Below are 15,481 nucleotides of genomic sequence, written 5' to 3'. Positions count from 1 at the left end.
AGGAAGCACCATGCCCCCCAGCGTCGTCTACGTCCACGGGAACGGGAACAAGGTCCGTCCGGACCTGCTGAAGTCCCAGTGGGACACCGCGCTGTTCGGCCGGGACATGGGCGAGGCGTCGCGGATGGCGTACTGGGCCCGGGTGCGCTATCCGCAGCCGCTGCCCGACGGGGGTGCGGACCCGCTGGACGGCGGGCCGGAGACGGCGGAGGCCTTGGAGGCGGCGGCCTTGGAGGCGGCGGCCGGGCCCGCGGGGGCCGAGCCCGAACCGGCCGACGCGTTCGTGGCCCGGACGCTCGGCGAGGCGCGGCAGGAGGCTGCCGGTGCCGCGCTGGAGGGGCGGCGGGAGGCCGCGGGCGCCGCCCTGGACGAGCCGGCCGCCCCGGACGAGCACGCCCTGGCGGACTGGCTGCGGGACATGACGTACCTCGCGGACACCCTGGCCCGGGCCGAGGGGGCGGACCAGGCCGGGGAGCCCACCGCGGAACTCCCGCTGGAGGCACTGCCGTTGCAGCGTCCGGGGCGTACCGCGCTGTTCCGGATGCTGGTGCGGCACACGTTCAAGGACGTCCACGCCTACTTCTTCGGCGGGGCAGGGCCGGCGATGCGCGCGGTGGTCAAGGAGGCGCTGGACGGCCTGGACGGGGGCCCGGTGGTGGTGGTCGGACACAGCCTGGGCACCGTCCTCGCCTACGAGGTGCTGCGGGATCAGGGGCTCCCGGTGGAGCTGCTGGTCACCGTTGGCTCGCCGCTGGCGATCTCCGAGGTGCAGGACCAGCTGGCGCACCCGCCGGCCGTTCCGACGGGCGTGGCGGCCTGGCACAACGCCTCAGACCTGCGGGACCTGGTGGCGCTCGACCACACCCTGCGGCCCGAGTACACCCCGCCGGACCGGATCACCGATCTGCTGGTCACCAACGACAGCCGGAACCACCACAGCGTCACCGAGTACCTGGCCCAGCGCCGGGTCAGGGAGCCGGTGCTGCGGATCTTCGGCGACGGCGCCGACGGCGCCGGGTAGGTGCGCGATGCCGTTGACCGAAACGGAGTGGGACCTGGTCACCACCTGGGCGCAGGACTACCTGCTCGACACCACCGACCCGCACGCCCAGCTCGCCCAGTACGGCTTTCCCGCACCGTTCGTCTCCGCGCTGCCGCTGACGCGGGTCAGCGCGGACAACGCGCGGTCCCTGGTGCATGCCTCGCGCGCCGGCATCGAGGGCCAGCTGCGGCTGGTCGAGGCGCTCACCACGGTCGACCGGCTGGCGGTGCTCCCCGAGGTCGGCAAGGCCCGGGACTTCCTGGCCCGGCTGCGCGAGGACTTCCGTGCGCACACCGCGCAGGACACCTTCCGCACCTGCGTGCTGAAGAACGGCACCGAGGCGTTCATCGGCCGGCAGGACCTGCGCAAGACGCTGCGCCGGTTCGTCGCCGACCCCGAAACCCTCATCCTGCTGGTCGACGGCGAGCCGAACAGCGGCCGCTCGTACACCTACAACTTCCTGCGCCACATCGGCCAGCACAGCGGCTTCCGGCCGGTGCGGGTCACCCTGTCGCGCACCTCCACCGCCGCCACGGTCGTACGGCGCCTGGCCGAGTTCGTGGCCGATCCGCGCGCGGGCGTCTCCCCACTGAACCCCACCGGGCTCAATGACCCGCTGCCGTCGACCGACGAGGCCGCGCACTGGGTGGCCGGCCGGGCCACCGCCGCCGAGGAGCGGCTGTGGCTGGTCCTCGACGAGTGCGACAAGCTCGACCCCAGCTCCGATGTGTGGGACTTCATCGGGCAGCTCGCCCTGGCGATCTACGAGCACGCCGCGCTGCGGGGCGACCAGGCACCCCGGCTGGTGCTGCTCGGCTACGGGCGCTCGATGCGTCAACTCCCCTACGACCTGCGGGGAAACATGTGCTGGGACACCGCGCGGGTGGCCGGTCCGGAGGAGCTGCGCAGCTTCTTCGAGCAGGTCTTCCACGAGGCGCCGCCGGAGCCCCTGACGGCCGCCGACGGCCGGGACGCCTCCGTCGACGAGCTCGTGGAGGTCGCGCTGGAAGAGGTGCTGCACGCCATCGAGGAGCAGGCCGGGAGCGGCGAGAGCTATATGCGCCGGGTCTGTACGGCGGCGGAGGGAGCGGTCCGTGTCTACCGGTCCCTCTGACCGTCCGGCGCCGTCCGGGCTGCGGGAGGTGTTCGCCGCCCGGCTGCGGGAGGCGCTGCGCACCGGCGACCGGGGCCATGACCCTTCGTACACCCGCCGCGCCTACCGGGAGGCGGCCTGTCTGCTGGCCCGTTTCGATCCGCGGCTGCTGCGGCTCCCCGGGGAGCGACGGGCCACCGGCCGGGCGCTGCTGGAGCTGGTGGACGACTGTACGACCCTGGGGCGGCCGGACCGGCCCGAGTGGACGCTGAAGGCCGATGTCCGGGAGCGGGCGCTGCGCGGCCTGGCCGGTCCGGAGGCCGCCCGGCGGGTCCTCGCCAGCAACATCGGCGGCCTGCCCGCCGAGCCGGGTCCGGAGCGCTTCGCGCTGGCCCACCTGTTCGGCAACCCGCCGGCGACGGACCGGCTGACCGCCGACGAACTGGCCGACGCCCTCCAGGCGGTGCTCTGGCTCGCCCAGGTGCCGCGGGTGAGCGGGCTGCCGGATCCCACCGCACTGCAGCACGCCCTGGAGCGGGCCCGGCTGCTGGAGCCGCTGGAGCGCCTGGTGCGGCAGCCGTTCCAGGGGCGTGGCCGGGAACTGCGGGAGCTGCGGCGCTTCGTCGAGGGCCCCGGCGGGGAGCCGGCGTCCGTACGGTCGCCGGCGGAGGCTCCGCCGGGACCGGTGCCCCCACTGGTCGTCCACGGGCCCGGCGGGATGGGCAAGAGCACCCTGCTGGCCGCCTTCGTGCTCGGCGGCGCCCGCGACCGGGCCGACGGCTTCCCCTTCGTGTACATCGACTTCGAGCGGCCCACGCTCTCCCTCCAGGAGCCGGTCACCCTGATCGCCGAGGCCGCCCGGCAGCTGGGCATCCAATACCCCGCCCGACGCGCCGAGCTGGACGCCCTGGCGGAGGAGGGCCAGGAGGCCGCCCGCAGCCAGCGCGAGGGGCAGGACCGGGTCACCCAGTTACAGGAACTCGCCACCACCCGGGCGGTGTTGGGGCGCAGCTCCTCGCAGGAGTACCAGCTCCGGGCCACCGGTCAGGAGTCCGGCCTGATCCGGCGGGTCGCCGACGTCCTGGTGCGGGCGGTCGCCGACGGCAAGTCCTCGCCCGGTCAGCCGGACCCGCCCCTCGTGGTGGTCATCGACTCCTTCGAGGCGGCGCAGTACCGCGGCTCGCCGGCGCTGGGCCGGACCTGGGCGATCTATCAGTCGCTGCGGAGCGTCTACCCGCGGCTGCGGTTCATCGTCTCCGGGCGGGCGCCGGTCGACCATCCGGCGAAGACCCTGACGCCGCTCGACATCGAGCTCGGTGAGCTGGACCGGGAGGCAGCGGTGGGCGTGCTGGTCTCCTGCGGGATCCAGGACCCGCTGGTGGCGCGGGAGTTGGCCGACCGGGTGGGCGGCCATCCGCTCAGCCTGAAGCTGGCCGCGCGGGCCGCCACGCTCGCCGGGCCGACGGCCGGGCGGGCCGGCGAGCTGATCCGCAGCCTGCCCGAGCGCCGCCGCGAGGTCCTCCGCCGGGTCGACCAGATGCTGGTGCAGGGCATCCTCTACGACCGGATCCTGAGCCATATCGCCGATCCGGACGTCCGCCGGCTCGCCCACCCGGCGCTGGCGCTGCGGGTCGTCACTCCGGAGCTGGTCAGGGACGTGCTGGCCGAGCCGTGCGGGCTGCGGGTGCCGACGCCGGAGCGGGCCCGGGCGCTCTTCGGCGAGCTGAGCCGCCTGGACATGGTGGAGCCCGTGGGGCCGGACGCGGTGCGCTACCGCAGGGACGTGCGGGCCATCATGCTGCGGCTGCCGGGCGGCGACCGTACGGCGGTGATGCGCGCAATCGAGCGGCGGGCGGTCGACCACTACGCGGCGCGGGACGGGCTGGAGGCGCGGGCCGAGGAGATCTACCACCGGCTGCGGCTGGAGGAGGACCCGCGCTCGGTGGAGGAGCGCTGGCTACCGGGCGTCGAGCGGTTCCTGGCCGGCGCGCAGCAGGACATGACGCCGCGGGCGGCGGGGCTGCTGACCGCCCGGCTCGGCGGCGGGGCTCCCGACCGGGTGACGGCCGGCGCCGACCAGGAGGACTGGGAGCGGATCGCCGCCCGCGAGGTGGAGGACCTGCTGGCCCAGGGCTTCGCCGAGGCGGCGTACGAACGGATCGGCCGGCGCCGGCCCTGGACACCGTGCAGTCCGCTGCATGCGCTGTTCGCCGAGACGCTCAACCGGCTCGGGCGGCGGCCGGAGGCCCGGCAGGCGGTGGCGGACGCCCTCGGCACGGCGGAGCGCGCCGGCTGCGGGGAGCGGCAGCTGGAGCTGCTGCTGCTGTCCGCCCGGCTGGCCCAGGAGGCCGGCGACCGCCGGGGCGCGGACCGTGTGCTGCGGGCGGCGGAGGAGCTCGCGGCCGGCCTGGGCGCGGACCTGGAGGCGATGGGGGCGCTGCTGGCCCGGGCCCGGCTGACCGCCGACGGCGCCGCGGCGGGACAGGAGGCCGACCGGCAACTCGCCGAGCGGCTCCAGGAGGTGCCCGATGCGGTCCTGGCCGAGCGGCCGGTGCTGGTGCGTGCGGTCGCCTCGCAGATCTACGAGCGGGCGCCAGGGGCCTTGGACCACGCGCTGGAGGTGGTGGGGCTGCCGCACGACGACGAGACGCTGGACGAGCTGGGAGCGGCGATGCGCCGGGCCACCGGCCGCCAACCGGCGCTGCTGGGACGGGTGATGGAGATCCTCAACGACGCGGCCGGCCCCACCCGGCCGCAGGCCGGCGGCGCCCCCACCGGCATCGCGGGCATCCTGCGGCTGGCCCGTGACCGGGGCACCCTCGACGCGCTGGCCCGGCGGTTGCTGGCGGTGCCCGACCGGAGCGGTGAGATCGCCGCCGGGGTGGCCGCCGCGATGGGCGCGGGCAGCGGTGGCGGCGCGACGGCGTTCCGGCCGGCGGACCGGGCACCGGGACCCGGGGGCGCCGGAGCGGAGCGGGCCGCCCGATGAGCGCCTACCTCTCCCCGGACGGGATCAGACAGGTGCTGGACGCCGCGGTGGAGACCGGACTCGCCGACCCCTCGGTACGGCCGTTGCTGCTCGACGGGATCATGCCCCGCTACCGCGGCACGCTGCCGCTGCACCCCGCGCCCGGCCGCCAGGTGCACTCGGACCTCAACGCGATGAACCGGGTGGAGCGACTGGTGGACGGCTCGGTGCCGCTGGAGATCTGGCTGCGCAACGCCGTCGCGGAGACCACCGAGGCCGGCCCGCTCGCCGTCTTCCAGCGGGCCCTGGATGAAGTGGCGCGCACGGCGGGCGGGGAGCCGGAGGTGCCCGCGGGCCCGGGCGGGGAGATCGAGGAGCAGATCGTGCACCGGGACGACACCGTCCCGATCGGTTTCCTGCGCGGCGGGGAGCGGGCGGGCGGGGCGGTGGCCCGGATCAAGGTGCCCCCGTACCAGGGCGGCGCACCGCTCCAGCCGAACGGCTTCCCGCACTCCGGCACCGGCTGGCTGATCGCCCCGGACCTGCTGGTCACCAACCACCATGTGGTGAACGCCAGGGCGGGCACCGGCGCGGGGCGCCCGCTCGCCGACGACGCGGACCTGCACCTCCAGGCCCGGCACAGCACGGCCCGCTTCGACTTCGACACCGACGAGGTGGAGACCGAGGAGGCCACCGTCAGCGAACTGGCCGCCTGTGACGCCACGCTGGACTACGCGGTGCTGCGGCTGGCGGCCTGCCCGGCCCGGCCGGTGCTGCGGCTGGCGGAGCGGCCGCTCACGGTCTCCCGCGGCGACTACGTCGCGGTCAACATCATCCAGCACCCCGGCGGCCGCCCGAAGCGGGTGGCGCTGCGCAACAACCTGGTCTACGAGGCGGACGAGCACGACGTCCGCTACTTCACCGACACCCGCGGCGGGTCCTCGGGCTCTCCGGTGCTCACCGACGACTGGAAGGTGGTGGCCCTGCACCGGGGCACGCGCCGGGTGGAGAACGTGCAGTTCCAGGGCCGGAGCACGGCCTTCGTCAATGTCGGCACCCAGATGCACCGCGTGCTGCGGCATCTGGAGGCCGGCAGTCCCGCCGTCCATGCGGAGATCGTCGCGGCACAAGCGGCGCCGTAGCGGCGGCCCCAGCGGCCATGGAGGGCCAGATGCATGGAGCTAGCAGATCACCGGTGGCGGCCGGTCCCGAGCAGGTCTTCTCGGACCTGCGGGAGGTCGCGGCGCGGGTGCGGGACGGGCTGTCCTGGGAGATCCCGGAGTCCCTGGAGGAGCTGCCGGCGCAGGAGCTGCCCGCCGGGCAGATCGCGCAGTTCGCCCAACAGGAGCGCAACCGGGTGCTGTCGGCGGGCGTCAGCGGCCTGGAGAAGCTCGCCGAGGGGCGTGCGGAGGAGATCAGCGACGACGAGTCCTTCGGCATGGAGGCCATCGTGCTCCTCGAAGGGCGGCCGGCGATCCTCGTCCAGGACCACGACTTCGCGCCGCAGCAGGGCGATTGGGCGGTCCTGGACGGCCACCGGGCGGCGATCCGGGAGTCCTTCGCACGGGTCGGCCGGGTCGAACTCACCGGCCACCTCAGTCTGGACTGGCTCGGCACCGCGTTCCTGGTCGGCCCGGACGTGGTGCTGACGAACCGTCACGTGGCGGCGGAGTTCACCCGCGGCGACGGCCGCGGCTGGACCTTCCAGCCGGGCATCGCCGCCCGGGTCGACATGGGCGAGGAGTACGGGGGCGCGCCGGCGGACGGCGGCCCGTCCTTCGACGTGGTGGAGGTCCTGGGCATCCACCACGACGTCGACCTGGCTCTGTTGCGGGTGGCACCACCGGCCGGTGCGGCGGCGCTGCCCACACCGCTGGCGGTGGCCGCGGACGGGCCCGCGGACCTCCCCGGGCGGCCGGTGTACTGCGTGGGTTACCCGGCGTACGACGGCCGGCGCAACGAACCGGAGTCGATGCGGCGGATCTTCATGGACGTCTACAACGTCAAACGGCTGCAGCCCGGCACCACCACGGAGCTGGTGGCGGGCCGCAACGTCATGGGCCACGACTGTTCCACGCTGGGCGGCAACAGCGGCTCCCCCGTCATCGACCTGGCCGACCACCGGGTGCTGGGGCTGCACTTCGGCGGCCGCTACGGACTCGGCAACTACGCCGTACCGCTGTGGCAGCTGGTCGACGACCCGCTGCTGGCCCGGGCGGAGATCAACTTCGTCTGAGCCGGGCCGGTCCGGGCCGCGGGGTCAGGGCTTCCCGACGAACTCGGTGGTGTAGGTCTTCTTCAGGTCCACCGTGACGTCCTTGAGGACGGGGTTGAAGGCCTTCAGCACGCGCTCGACGGTCGCGGGCCCATCGGCCGGCATCACCCCGTCCTTGGTGAACATCGGCAGGGTGTCCTTGATCGCCTTGACGTAGAGCTCCTTGCCGCCCTGGGCGTAGTCGGACGGCATCTTGTCGGCGATCTGCTCGGGGGTGTGGGTGGACATCCACTTGAGGGTCCGCACTAAGGCCTTGGCCAGCTTGTGCACGGTGGCCTTGTGGCTGTTCACCCAGTCGGTGTTCATGTAGAGGCTGGAGGAGGGGTACAGACCGCCGAGCGCCTGCCGGGAGCCCTCGGGCGTGCGCATGTCGATCAGGACCCTGCCGAGGTTCTTCTCGACCACCCGTGCCGCCGTCGGGTCGGTCGTCATCCCGCCCTGGATCGAGCCCTGTTGGAGGGCGGCGAGGAAGGACTGCCCGGCGCCGACCGCGACCGGTGTGAACGCCTCCGGCCGCACGCCGTTCTTGACCGCCAGGTACTTGGTCAGGAAGTCGGTGGACGAGCCCAGGCCGGTGACCCCGAGCTTCTTGCCCTTGAAGTCCTTGGCGGAGGTGAGCTGGCTGGCGGCCTTGTGGGAGACCACCTCGACCTCGCCGGGGGCATGCGCGAGCTGGACCACCGACTCCACCTGCTTGCCCTTGGCCTGGAGGTCGAGGGTGTGGTCGTAGAAGCCGACCACGCCCTGGACGTCGCCGGCGAGCAGCGAGGTGGTGGCCTGCGCACCGGCCGGTTCGGTGAGCAGGGTGACGTGGACGCCCTCGTCCTCGAAGTAGCCGAGCTGCTGGGTGAGTCTGGCCGGCAGGTAGATGACCTTGTCGAGGCCGCCCACCATGATCTTGACCTTGCCGTTCTGGTCGTCGGAGGCGGCACCCTCCGCGGAACCGCCGTCCCCGCACGCGGTGAGCGTGGTGAGAGCCAGCACGGTGGCGGCCGCGGCGGCGGTGAGCTTCAGGGGCGTACGCATGGTGGTGTCCTTGGTCGGTCGACGGAGGTACGGGATACGGGAGTTCAGCGCTCGGCGGAGGGGTCGGCCGGCTTCCAGCGGAAGAGCCGTTTCTCGGCGAAGGCCAGGAGCGCCTCGGCGAGCAGGGCGACCACGGCGAGGATCACCATGGCGGCGTAGACACCGGCGGCGTTGAAGGTGCCCTGGGAGGCCGAGACCAGCAGGCCCAGCCCCTTGGTCGCGCCGATGTACTCGCCGACGATGGCGCCGATCAGCGCGAAGCCGAAGCTGACGTGCAGGCTGGTGAAGATCCAGGAGGTGGCCGAGGGGATCACGACCTGGAGCGTGACCTGCCGGCCACCGGCCCCGAGGATCCGGGAGTGGGCCACCAGGTTGCGGTCGACCTCCCGGGCGCCCTGGAAGGCGTTGAAGAAGACCGGGAAGAAGACCAGGACGACGGCGGAGGCGACCTTGGAGGCCGGTCCGAGGCCGAACCAGATCAGGAAGATCGGTGCGAGCACGATCCTCGGCAGCGCGTTGAGCACCTTGATGTACGGGCCGAGCACCTCGGCGAGGAAGCGGATCCGGCCGAGGGTGAGGCCCAGCACCACACCGACCAGGACGCCGATGACCCAGCCGAGCAGCGCCTCGTAGAGCGTGTACCAGATCTGCTCCCACAGCGGACCCTGCGGGGTGCCGTGCAGCGCCCACTGGCTGATCTGGTCCCAGATCTTCGAGGGCATGGAGAAGTTGAAGGGGTCGATCACGGCGGCCCGGGCCAGCCCCTCCCACAGTCCGAGCAGCCCGATGAGCAGCAGCACCCGGGTGCCGTGGACCAGCATCCGGTGGTTGCGGGCGGCGCGCGCCCGTTGCCGTGAACGGCCGTCGCCGGGCGAGGACTTGACGCGTGCGGCGGGGGCGGGGGCGGAGGCGGTCTCAGGCGACATCGGCGGCACCCCGCTCGCGGGTGATGCGGACCTCGTCGCCGAGCGAGGACCAGATCTCCCGGTAGATCTCGATGAACTGGGGCTCCAGCCGCACCGATTCGACCCGGCGGGGCCGGGGCAGGTCGATCCGGAAGACCTCCTTGACGGTCGCCGGCCCCGCGGTCATCACCACGACCTTGTCGGCCAGGGCGATCGACTCCTCCAGGTCATGGGTGACGAAGACGACCGAGGCGCCGGTGCCCGACCACAGCTCCAGCAGTTCGTCCGACATCAGCGCACGGGTCTGGACGTCGAGGGCGGAGAACGGCTCGTCCATGAGCAGGATTTCGGGGTCGTTGACGAAGGTCGCGGCGAGCGCGACCCGTTTGCGCTGGCCGCCGGAGAGCTGGTGCGGATAGCGGTCCTCGAAGGCCCCCAGCCCGACCCGGGCGAGCCACTCCCTGGCCCGCTCCCTGGCCTGCGCCTTGGGCACCCCGCGGAAGCGGGGGCCCGCCATCACGTTCGACAGCACCGTGCGCCAGGGGAAGAGCGCATCCTGCTGGAACACGAACCCGACCGTGCCGCCGATACCGCGTACCGGCTCACCGGCGACCAGCACCTCGCCCTCGGTGGGCTCCTCCAGCCCGCTGACCAGGGTCAGCGTGGTGGACTTACCGCACCCCGTGGGACCCACCACGGCGACGAACTCACCGCGCTCGACGACCAGATCCAGATCCCGGACCGCGGTGTGCAACGCACCGGACGGGGTCCGGAACGCCTTGCTCGTTCCCCGCAGCTCGATCGCGGGGCTGGTGTGGCTGCTCATGGGCCGGGAGGCTAGGAGCGACTCCGCCCACGGCGCAGCCTTCTGAGCGCAAGCTGCCCTTGTGACCGCAGACACTGTTGTGCTCGTTTTGCTCACGCTAGAACAACTTCTAGATCACCATAGGGTGGGCGGGCGCTCACGGAGGGCTTACGGTGCGGGCCCCCGAGGCGACAGCGACGTGTAGGTTCCACGCAGATGCGGAGGGCCAACAACAAAGGATGACGAATGCGGATCCACTGGCCCAGGCGTGTCTTCGCGCAGGTATTAACGGCACAGGTGGCCCTCACCACCGGAGTGCTGGTGCTCGCCACCGGTCTGTTCCTGGCCCCACTCAGCTCGCAGTTCGACGACCAGGCGATGCGGCGGGCGCTGTCCATCGCCCAGACCACCGCCGCCGACCCCGACCTGGCCCGTGAACTGGCCGGCACCCCACCGGACCCCCGCGGGCCGGTGCAGGCCGACGCCGAACGGATCCGCCGGGCGACCGGCGCACTGTACGTCGTGGTGATGGACACCCACGGGGTCCGCTGGTCGCACACCCGCACCGCGCAGATCGGCCGGCACGTCTCCACCGACCCCAGCCGCACCCTCGCCGGCCGACAGGTACGACAGATCGACACCGGGACGCTGGGGCGTTCGGCCCGCGCCAAGGTGCCGCTGCGCGACGCCCGGGGCCGGATCGTCGGCGCGGTCTCGGTCGGCATCGCCTACGACAGCGTCCGGGGCCGGCTGCTGGGCACCCTCCCCACCGTGCTGCGGTACGCGGGTGCCGCGCTGGCCGTCGGGGTGCTGGCCGCGGTCGCGCTCTCCCGCAGGCTGCGGCGGCGTACGCACGGGGTCGCGTTCGCCGACATCTCCGCGCTGCTCGCCGAGCGCGAGGCGATGCTGCACAGCATCCGGGAAGGCGTGGTGGCCTTCGACCGCCGGGGCCGGATCCGGCTGGTCAACGACGAGGCCGGGCGGCTGCTCGGGCTCGGCGCGGATGCCGCGGGGCGGGCGCTGGAGGACGTACTGCCGCCGGGCCGGACGACCGAAGTGCTGGCCGGACGGGTGGCCGGGGCGGACCTGCTGGCCGTCTGCGGCGGCCGGGTACTGATCGCCAACCGGGTGCCGACGCGGGACGGCGGGGCGGTGGTGACCCTCCGGGACCGTACCGAGCTGGAGCTGCTGTGCCGTGAACTGGACGGCACCCAGGGCCTGTTGGACGCCCTGCGGGCGCAGGACCACGAGCACGCCAACCAGTTGCACACCCTGCGCGGGCTGCTCGAACTGGGCCGGCACCACAAGGCCCTGGAGTTCGTCACCGAAGTGGCCGGCGCCCACCGGGCGTCCGCGGAGCAGATCGCCGAGCGGGTGTCCGATCCGCTGCTGTCCGCGCTGCTGGTCGGCAAGGCGGCGATCGCCGCCGAGCGCGGGGTGGCCCTGCGGGTGTCGCCGTCGACGCTGCTGACCGACGCGGTGGTCGACCCCCGCGACCTGGTGACCGTCCTGGGCAATCTGATCGACAACGCCCTGGACGCCGCCGCGGAGCACCGCCGCGACGACCCGTGCGTCGAGGTGGAGCTGCGGGCCGAGGGGGCCACCGCCGTACTGCGGGTGTCGGACACCGGGCCGGGGGTGCCGCCGGAGCTCCGCGAGCGGATCTTCGCCGAGGGCTGGTCCACCAAGGCCGCGCAGCCCCCGGCGGGCGGGCGCTTACCCGTCCGCGGCCGGGGCATAGGCCTGGCGCTGGTGCGGCGGCTCGCCGAGCGCTACGGCGGGATGGCCCGGGTGACCGCACGCGCGGGCGGCGGTGCGGTGTTCACGGTCGTCCTGCCCGAGGCGCTCACCCTGCAGGACGGGGGCGCGGAGCCGGCCGGGGCCGCGGCCGGGAGACGTGGGCCGGAGGGCCGCCACGTGCGGAGCCCCACGGCGATCGGAGAGCCGCGATGATCGACGTCCTGGTCGTGGACGACGACTTCCACGTCGCCGAGATCAACGCCGCGTATGTCTCCCAGGTACCCGGGTTCCGGGTCGCCGGCCGTGCCCACACCGCCGCCCAGGCGCTGGCCGCTCTGGAGCGCACCCCCGTCGACCTGGTGCTGCTGGACCACTACCTGCCGGACGAGACCGGGCTGTCCCTGTTACGCCGGCTGCGGCTGCTCGGCCACCGCATCGACGTGATCATGGTGACGGCGGCCCGCGATGTCGCCACGATCCAGGACGCGATGCGGTCCGGGGCGCTGCAGTACCTCGTCAAGCCGTTCGGCTTCTCCGGGCTGCGCGCCAAGCTCGACGGCTATGCCGCGCTGCGCCGTACGGTCGCGGGCGTGCGCGGTCGCGGTGAGGCCGGCCAGGAGCAGGTCGACCGGATCTTCGGCGCGTTACGGACCACCGCGTCCCCGCACACCGAACTCCCCAAGGGGCACTCCGCTGCCACCGTGGGCCTGATCCGCCAGGTGCTGGACGAGGCCGGGCGTCCACTGTCCGCCCACGAGGTCGCCGAACGCTCCGGCGTCAGCCGGTCCACCGCACAGCGCTACCTCAAGCACCTGGAGCGCAGCGGTCACATCACGCTGACGCTGAGGTACGGCGACACCGGCCGCCCCGAACACCGCTACCGGTGGGCGGAGGCGTGCTGACCCCGGCCGGGGCGGCGGCCGGGGGCGGTCGCCGGGCGTAATCTTCCGGATCCCCTGCGGAGGCGGCTCCCGGCCACCTAGGCTAACGATCATGGAATCCCCGACGACCGACGAGGCCGGGCCCGTCCTCCTCGATGTCGCCCAGCTGACCGCCGACCCCGAGCGGGCGGCGGGCTTCGCCGCGGCGGCGCACCGGATCCTGGCGGACCTGGTCGGCGCCGGTGCGTCGCTCGGCTGGACCGAGCCGCCGGGGGCCGACGAGGTGGCCGAGCTGGTCGGCCGCGTCCTGCGGGCGGCGCGGGCCGGTGACGGCGCGCTGCGCGCGGCCTACCTCGGCCCCCGGCTGGTGGGGCTGGGCTACTGGCTCCGCTACGCCCGGCCGACCAGCCGGCAGCACGCCGACCTGGAGAAGATCGCGGTCTCCTCCGAGGTCCACGGCCGGGGCATCGGCAGGTCGCTGACCAGCACCCTGGTCGCCGACGCCCGGGAGGCGGAGATCGAGGTCCTCACCCTGGACACCCGGGCCGACAACACCAGGGCACTGGGCCTGTACCGCTCCCTGGGCTTCTGCGAGTACGGCCGGCTGCCGGACTTCGTGAAGATGGGCGGCCGCCGCTACGACAAGGTCTTCTCCATGCTGGATCTGCGCGGAGACCGTCCCGCCTCTTGACATCTCCCCCCACCGGATCCGACGATCCCCGGGTGAACCTGTCAGACAGCCAGACAGCCAGCGGGATGCCCCGGCGGATCAGCGCCATGGAAGCGGTGCTGACGCACCTGCGCGGTGCCATCGAACGGGGCGAGTACGCCGTCGGGGACAAGCTCCCCTCGGAGGCCGAGCTCTGCCGTCGCCTGGAAGTGAGCAGACCCGTGCTCCGGGAGGCGCTGCGGGCCCTCCAGACGATGGGGCTGACCGTCTCGCGCACCGGCAAGGGCACCTTCGTCGTCTCCGACGGCGCGGTCGCCGACCCCACCTTCGGCGACTACGCGGCCAGCGACCTGATGGAGGTCCGCCGCCATGTGGAGATCCCGGTGGCCGGGTACGCGGCGGTGCGCCGCACCCCGGAGGACCTCGACCAGCTGACTCACCTGCTGGAGCGGATGGAGCAGGAGACCGACACCACGGCGTGGGTGGCGATGGACACCCTCTTCCACCTCGCCGTCGCCCAGGCGGCCCGCAACCCGGTCTTCCGCCGGGTCATCGAGGAGATCCGCGATGCGCTGGCCCGCCAGTCGGCCTTCCTCAACGAGCTCGGTGGACGGCGCGAGCAGGCCAACCGCGAGCACCGGGCGATCGTCGAGGCGCTGGTCGACAGCTCCGAGCACGATGCCGCGGAAGCCATGGCACACCACCTCGCGCGCGTCGAGACGACGCTGACCACCATCGTGCGGCCGCCCCACCGCACGGCCCCCTCCGCAGAAGACGAGGAGCAGGCGTGAGCGAACCCCCCGCGACGCAGAGCGGCCCCCGACAGCCCGCGGCCGCGCCGGACGCAGCCCCTCGCCCACGCCCCCGAAGCGCCCAGCACACCAAAGCCACCGAAGCCACCGAAGCCACCGAGAACACCGAGAACGGATCATGAGTCAGCGCACCACCCTGCCGCACCGCCCCCCGACGGCCCCGCCCGAGGTCCGGGTACCTGCCCACGCCCCCGTCGCCCACATGGTGCGCGGAGGCCTCGTCGAGGGCGTCCACCACGGCTCGGTCGTGGTGCTGGCGGCCGACGGGAGCGTGGCGTTCCAGGCCGGCGACATCGAGGCCGCCTGCTATCCGCGCTCGGCGCTCAAGCCGGTCCAGGCGGTCGGCCTGCTGCGCGCGGGCCTGCCGCCGCTGGACGACGAGGCGCTGGCCCTGGTGGCGGCCAGCCACTCGGGCGAGGACCGCCACCTGGCCACCGCCCGGCGCATCCTGGCCACCGCCGGACTGACCGAGGAGCACCTGCGGAACGTCCCCGACCTTCCGTACGGGCCCCTCGTGCGCGACCGGTGGCTCCAGCAGGGCCGGGAGCCCGGCCGGCTCGTGCAGAACTGCTCGGGCAAGCACGCCGCGATGCTGCTGACGGCCCGCGCCCGGGGCTGGCCGCTGGACAGCTACCTCGATCCGGAGCACCCGCTGCAGCGGGAGCTCGCCGCGACGGTGGCCGAGCTCACCGGCCAGGGCATCGCCCGGGTCACCGTCGACGGCTGCGGCGCACCGCTGTTCGCCGTCTCCCTGCACGGTCTGACCCGGGCCGCGGCCCGGCTCGCCACGGCCGCCCCGGACACCGCCGAGGGCCGGGTCGCGCACGCCATGCGCAGCCACCCCGAGATGGTCTCCGGCGCCGGCCGGGACACCGCACGGCTGGTGGACGCCGTACCGGGACTGCTCGCCAAGGACGGTTTCGAGGGCGTACAGATCGCGGCGCTCCCGGACGGGCGGGCGGTCGGCGTGAAGATCGCCGACGGCGGTGACCGGGCCCGGATGCCGGTGACGGCGGCGGCACTCGCCCGCTGTGGCGTCGACCCCGCGGTCCTCGCCGCCTTCGCCACCGCCCCGGTGCTCGGGGGCGGCGCCCCGGTCGGGGAACTGCGGGCGGCGGGAGCGCTGGCCCTCCCCCGGTCCGCCGCCGACGGTGACGGCACCGCCGCAATTCTCTGACGCAGCATCAGATCCCGTGCGGACGCGCCCGTTCACTCACCGGACGCCCGCCCGGCTTCTCCCCTCCCCTCCCCTCCCCAGCATCAC

At 73.8% G+C, this 15,481-nt stretch carries 13 protein-coding genes; 10 read left to right on the top strand and 3 right to left on the bottom strand.

Going from position 1 to position 15,481, the window contains the following annotated elements:
- Positions 1 to 10: 10 nt before the first annotated feature.
- From AB0G84_RS04940 to AB0G84_RS04920, 5 genes are read left to right on the top strand one after another with little or no spacing between them, the layout of a single operon-like run.
- Complete coding sequence (locus AB0G84_RS04940) at positions 11 to 1,021, top strand: hypothetical protein (protein WP_361315599.1); 1,011 nt, start codon at positions 11 to 13, stop codon at positions 1,019 to 1,021.
- Positions 1,022 to 1,028: 7 nt separating this feature from the next.
- Positions 1,029 to 2,156: a hypothetical protein gene (locus AB0G84_RS04935; RefSeq protein WP_361315596.1), complete on the top strand. Its 1,128-nt coding sequence runs from the start codon at positions 1,029 to 1,031 to the stop codon at positions 2,154 to 2,156.
- Positions 2,137 to 5,124, top strand: a complete 2,988-nt coding sequence (locus AB0G84_RS04930; RefSeq protein ID WP_361315594.1) for an ATP-binding protein — start codon at positions 2,137 to 2,139, stop codon at positions 5,122 to 5,124. The genes AB0G84_RS04935 and AB0G84_RS04930 overlap by 20 nt, the downstream gene beginning before the upstream one ends.
- Entirely contained in the window at positions 5,121 to 6,245 is a 1,125-nt protein-coding gene (locus AB0G84_RS04925; protein ID WP_361315591.1) for a trypsin-like peptidase domain-containing protein, read from the top strand. Before AB0G84_RS04930 ends, AB0G84_RS04925 begins: the two co-directional genes overlap by 4 nt.
- Positions 6,246 to 6,274: 29 nt before the next feature.
- Positions 6,275 to 7,339: a serine protease gene (locus AB0G84_RS04920; RefSeq protein WP_361315588.1), complete on the top strand. Its 1,065-nt coding sequence runs from the start codon at positions 6,275 to 6,277 to the stop codon at positions 7,337 to 7,339.
- Between the two features lie 24 nt (positions 7,340 to 7,363).
- Here AB0G84_RS04920 and AB0G84_RS04915 read toward each other — a convergent pair whose 3' ends face one another.
- The 3 genes from AB0G84_RS04915 to AB0G84_RS04905 are packed head-to-tail and all read right to left on the bottom strand — an operon-like array spanning position 7,364 to position 10,135.
- A complete protein-coding gene (locus AB0G84_RS04915) occupies positions 7,364 to 8,404 on the bottom strand; it encodes an ABC transporter substrate-binding protein (protein ID WP_361315586.1) in 1,041 nt (346 codons plus the stop codon).
- A gap of 44 nt (positions 8,405 to 8,448) precedes the next feature.
- Entirely contained in the window at positions 8,449 to 9,330 is an 882-nt protein-coding gene (locus tag AB0G84_RS04910) for an ABC transporter permease (protein WP_361315583.1), read from the bottom strand.
- Positions 9,320 to 10,135 carry an ABC transporter ATP-binding protein gene (locus tag AB0G84_RS04905; RefSeq protein WP_361315580.1) on the bottom strand — a complete coding sequence of 272 codons (816 nt, stop codon included), beginning with the start codon at positions 10,133 to 10,135 and terminating at the stop codon, positions 9,320 to 9,322. The genes AB0G84_RS04910 and AB0G84_RS04905 overlap by 11 nt, the downstream gene beginning before the upstream one ends.
- A gap of 225 nt (positions 10,136 to 10,360) precedes the next feature.
- Between AB0G84_RS04905 and AB0G84_RS04900 the strand changes: the two genes are divergently transcribed.
- From AB0G84_RS04900 to AB0G84_RS04880, 5 genes are all read left to right on the top strand, one after another.
- The gene (locus tag AB0G84_RS04900; protein WP_361315578.1) at positions 10,361 to 12,067 is read left to right on the top strand and encodes a sensor histidine kinase; all 1,707 of its coding nucleotides are present in this window, start codon (positions 10,361 to 10,363) and stop codon (positions 12,065 to 12,067) included.
- The gene (locus tag AB0G84_RS04895; protein ID WP_361315575.1) at positions 12,064 to 12,756 is read left to right on the top strand and encodes a response regulator; all 693 of its coding nucleotides are present in this window, start codon (positions 12,064 to 12,066) and stop codon (positions 12,754 to 12,756) included. The genes AB0G84_RS04900 and AB0G84_RS04895 overlap by 4 nt, the downstream gene beginning before the upstream one ends.
- Before the next feature lie 91 nt (positions 12,757 to 12,847).
- The gene (locus AB0G84_RS04890; protein ID WP_361315573.1) at positions 12,848 to 13,426 is read left to right on the top strand and encodes an N-acetyltransferase; all 579 of its coding nucleotides are present in this window, start codon (positions 12,848 to 12,850) and stop codon (positions 13,424 to 13,426) included.
- A gap of 32 nt (positions 13,427 to 13,458) precedes the next feature.
- Positions 13,459 to 14,196, top strand: coding sequence for a FadR/GntR family transcriptional regulator (locus tag AB0G84_RS04885; RefSeq protein ID WP_361315571.1), 738 nt, complete (start codon positions 13,459 to 13,461; stop codon positions 14,194 to 14,196).
- 139 nt (positions 14,197 to 14,335) lie between these two features.
- Complete coding sequence (locus tag AB0G84_RS04880; protein ID WP_361315569.1) at positions 14,336 to 15,394, top strand: asparaginase; 1,059 nt, start codon at positions 14,336 to 14,338, stop codon at positions 15,392 to 15,394.
- The last annotated feature ends 87 nt before the right edge of the window (positions 15,395 to 15,481 follow it).

The organism is Streptomyces sp. NPDC020742 (genome assembly GCF_040641675.1).
In the GTDB taxonomy this organism is placed as follows: domain Bacteria; phylum Actinomycetota; class Actinomycetes; order Streptomycetales; family Streptomycetaceae; genus Streptomyces.
The sequence above is the reverse complement of the archived record's forward strand: the minus strand, read 5'-3'. Positions and strand labels throughout refer to the sequence as shown.

What these genes read in the sequence shown, in the direction of transcription:
- AB0G84_RS04940 (WP_361315599.1), top strand. Translation starts at nt 11, where the DNA reads ATGCCCCCCAGCGTCGTCTACGTCCACGGGAACGGGAACAAGGTCCGT.
- AB0G84_RS04935 (WP_361315596.1), top strand. Translation starts at nt 1,029, where the DNA reads ATGCCGTTGACCGAAACGGAGTGGGACCTGGTCACCACCTGGGCGCAG.
- AB0G84_RS04925 (WP_361315591.1), top strand. Translation starts at nt 5,121, where the DNA reads ATGAGCGCCTACCTCTCCCCGGACGGGATCAGACAGGTGCTGGACGCC.
- AB0G84_RS04920 (WP_361315588.1), top strand. Translation starts at nt 6,275, where the DNA reads ATGCATGGAGCTAGCAGATCACCGGTGGCGGCCGGTCCCGAGCAGGTC.
- AB0G84_RS04915 (WP_361315586.1), bottom strand. Translation starts at nt 8,404, where the DNA reads ATGCGTACGCCCCTGAAGCTCACCGCCGCCGCGGCCGCCACCGTGCTG.
- AB0G84_RS04910 (WP_361315583.1), bottom strand. Translation starts at nt 9,330, where the DNA reads ATGTCGCCTGAGACCGCCTCCGCCCCCGCCCCCGCCGCACGCGTCAAG.
- AB0G84_RS04905 (WP_361315580.1), bottom strand. Translation starts at nt 10,135, where the DNA reads ATGAGCAGCCACACCAGCCCCGCGATCGAGCTGCGGGGAACGAGCAAG.
- AB0G84_RS04900 (WP_361315578.1), top strand. Translation starts at nt 10,361, where the DNA reads ATGCGGATCCACTGGCCCAGGCGTGTCTTCGCGCAGGTATTAACGGCA.
- AB0G84_RS04895 (WP_361315575.1), top strand. Translation starts at nt 12,064, where the DNA reads ATGATCGACGTCCTGGTCGTGGACGACGACTTCCACGTCGCCGAGATC.
- AB0G84_RS04890 (WP_361315573.1), top strand. Translation starts at nt 12,848, where the DNA reads ATGGAATCCCCGACGACCGACGAGGCCGGGCCCGTCCTCCTCGATGTC.
- AB0G84_RS04880 (WP_361315569.1), top strand. Translation starts at nt 14,336, where the DNA reads ATGAGTCAGCGCACCACCCTGCCGCACCGCCCCCCGACGGCCCCGCCC.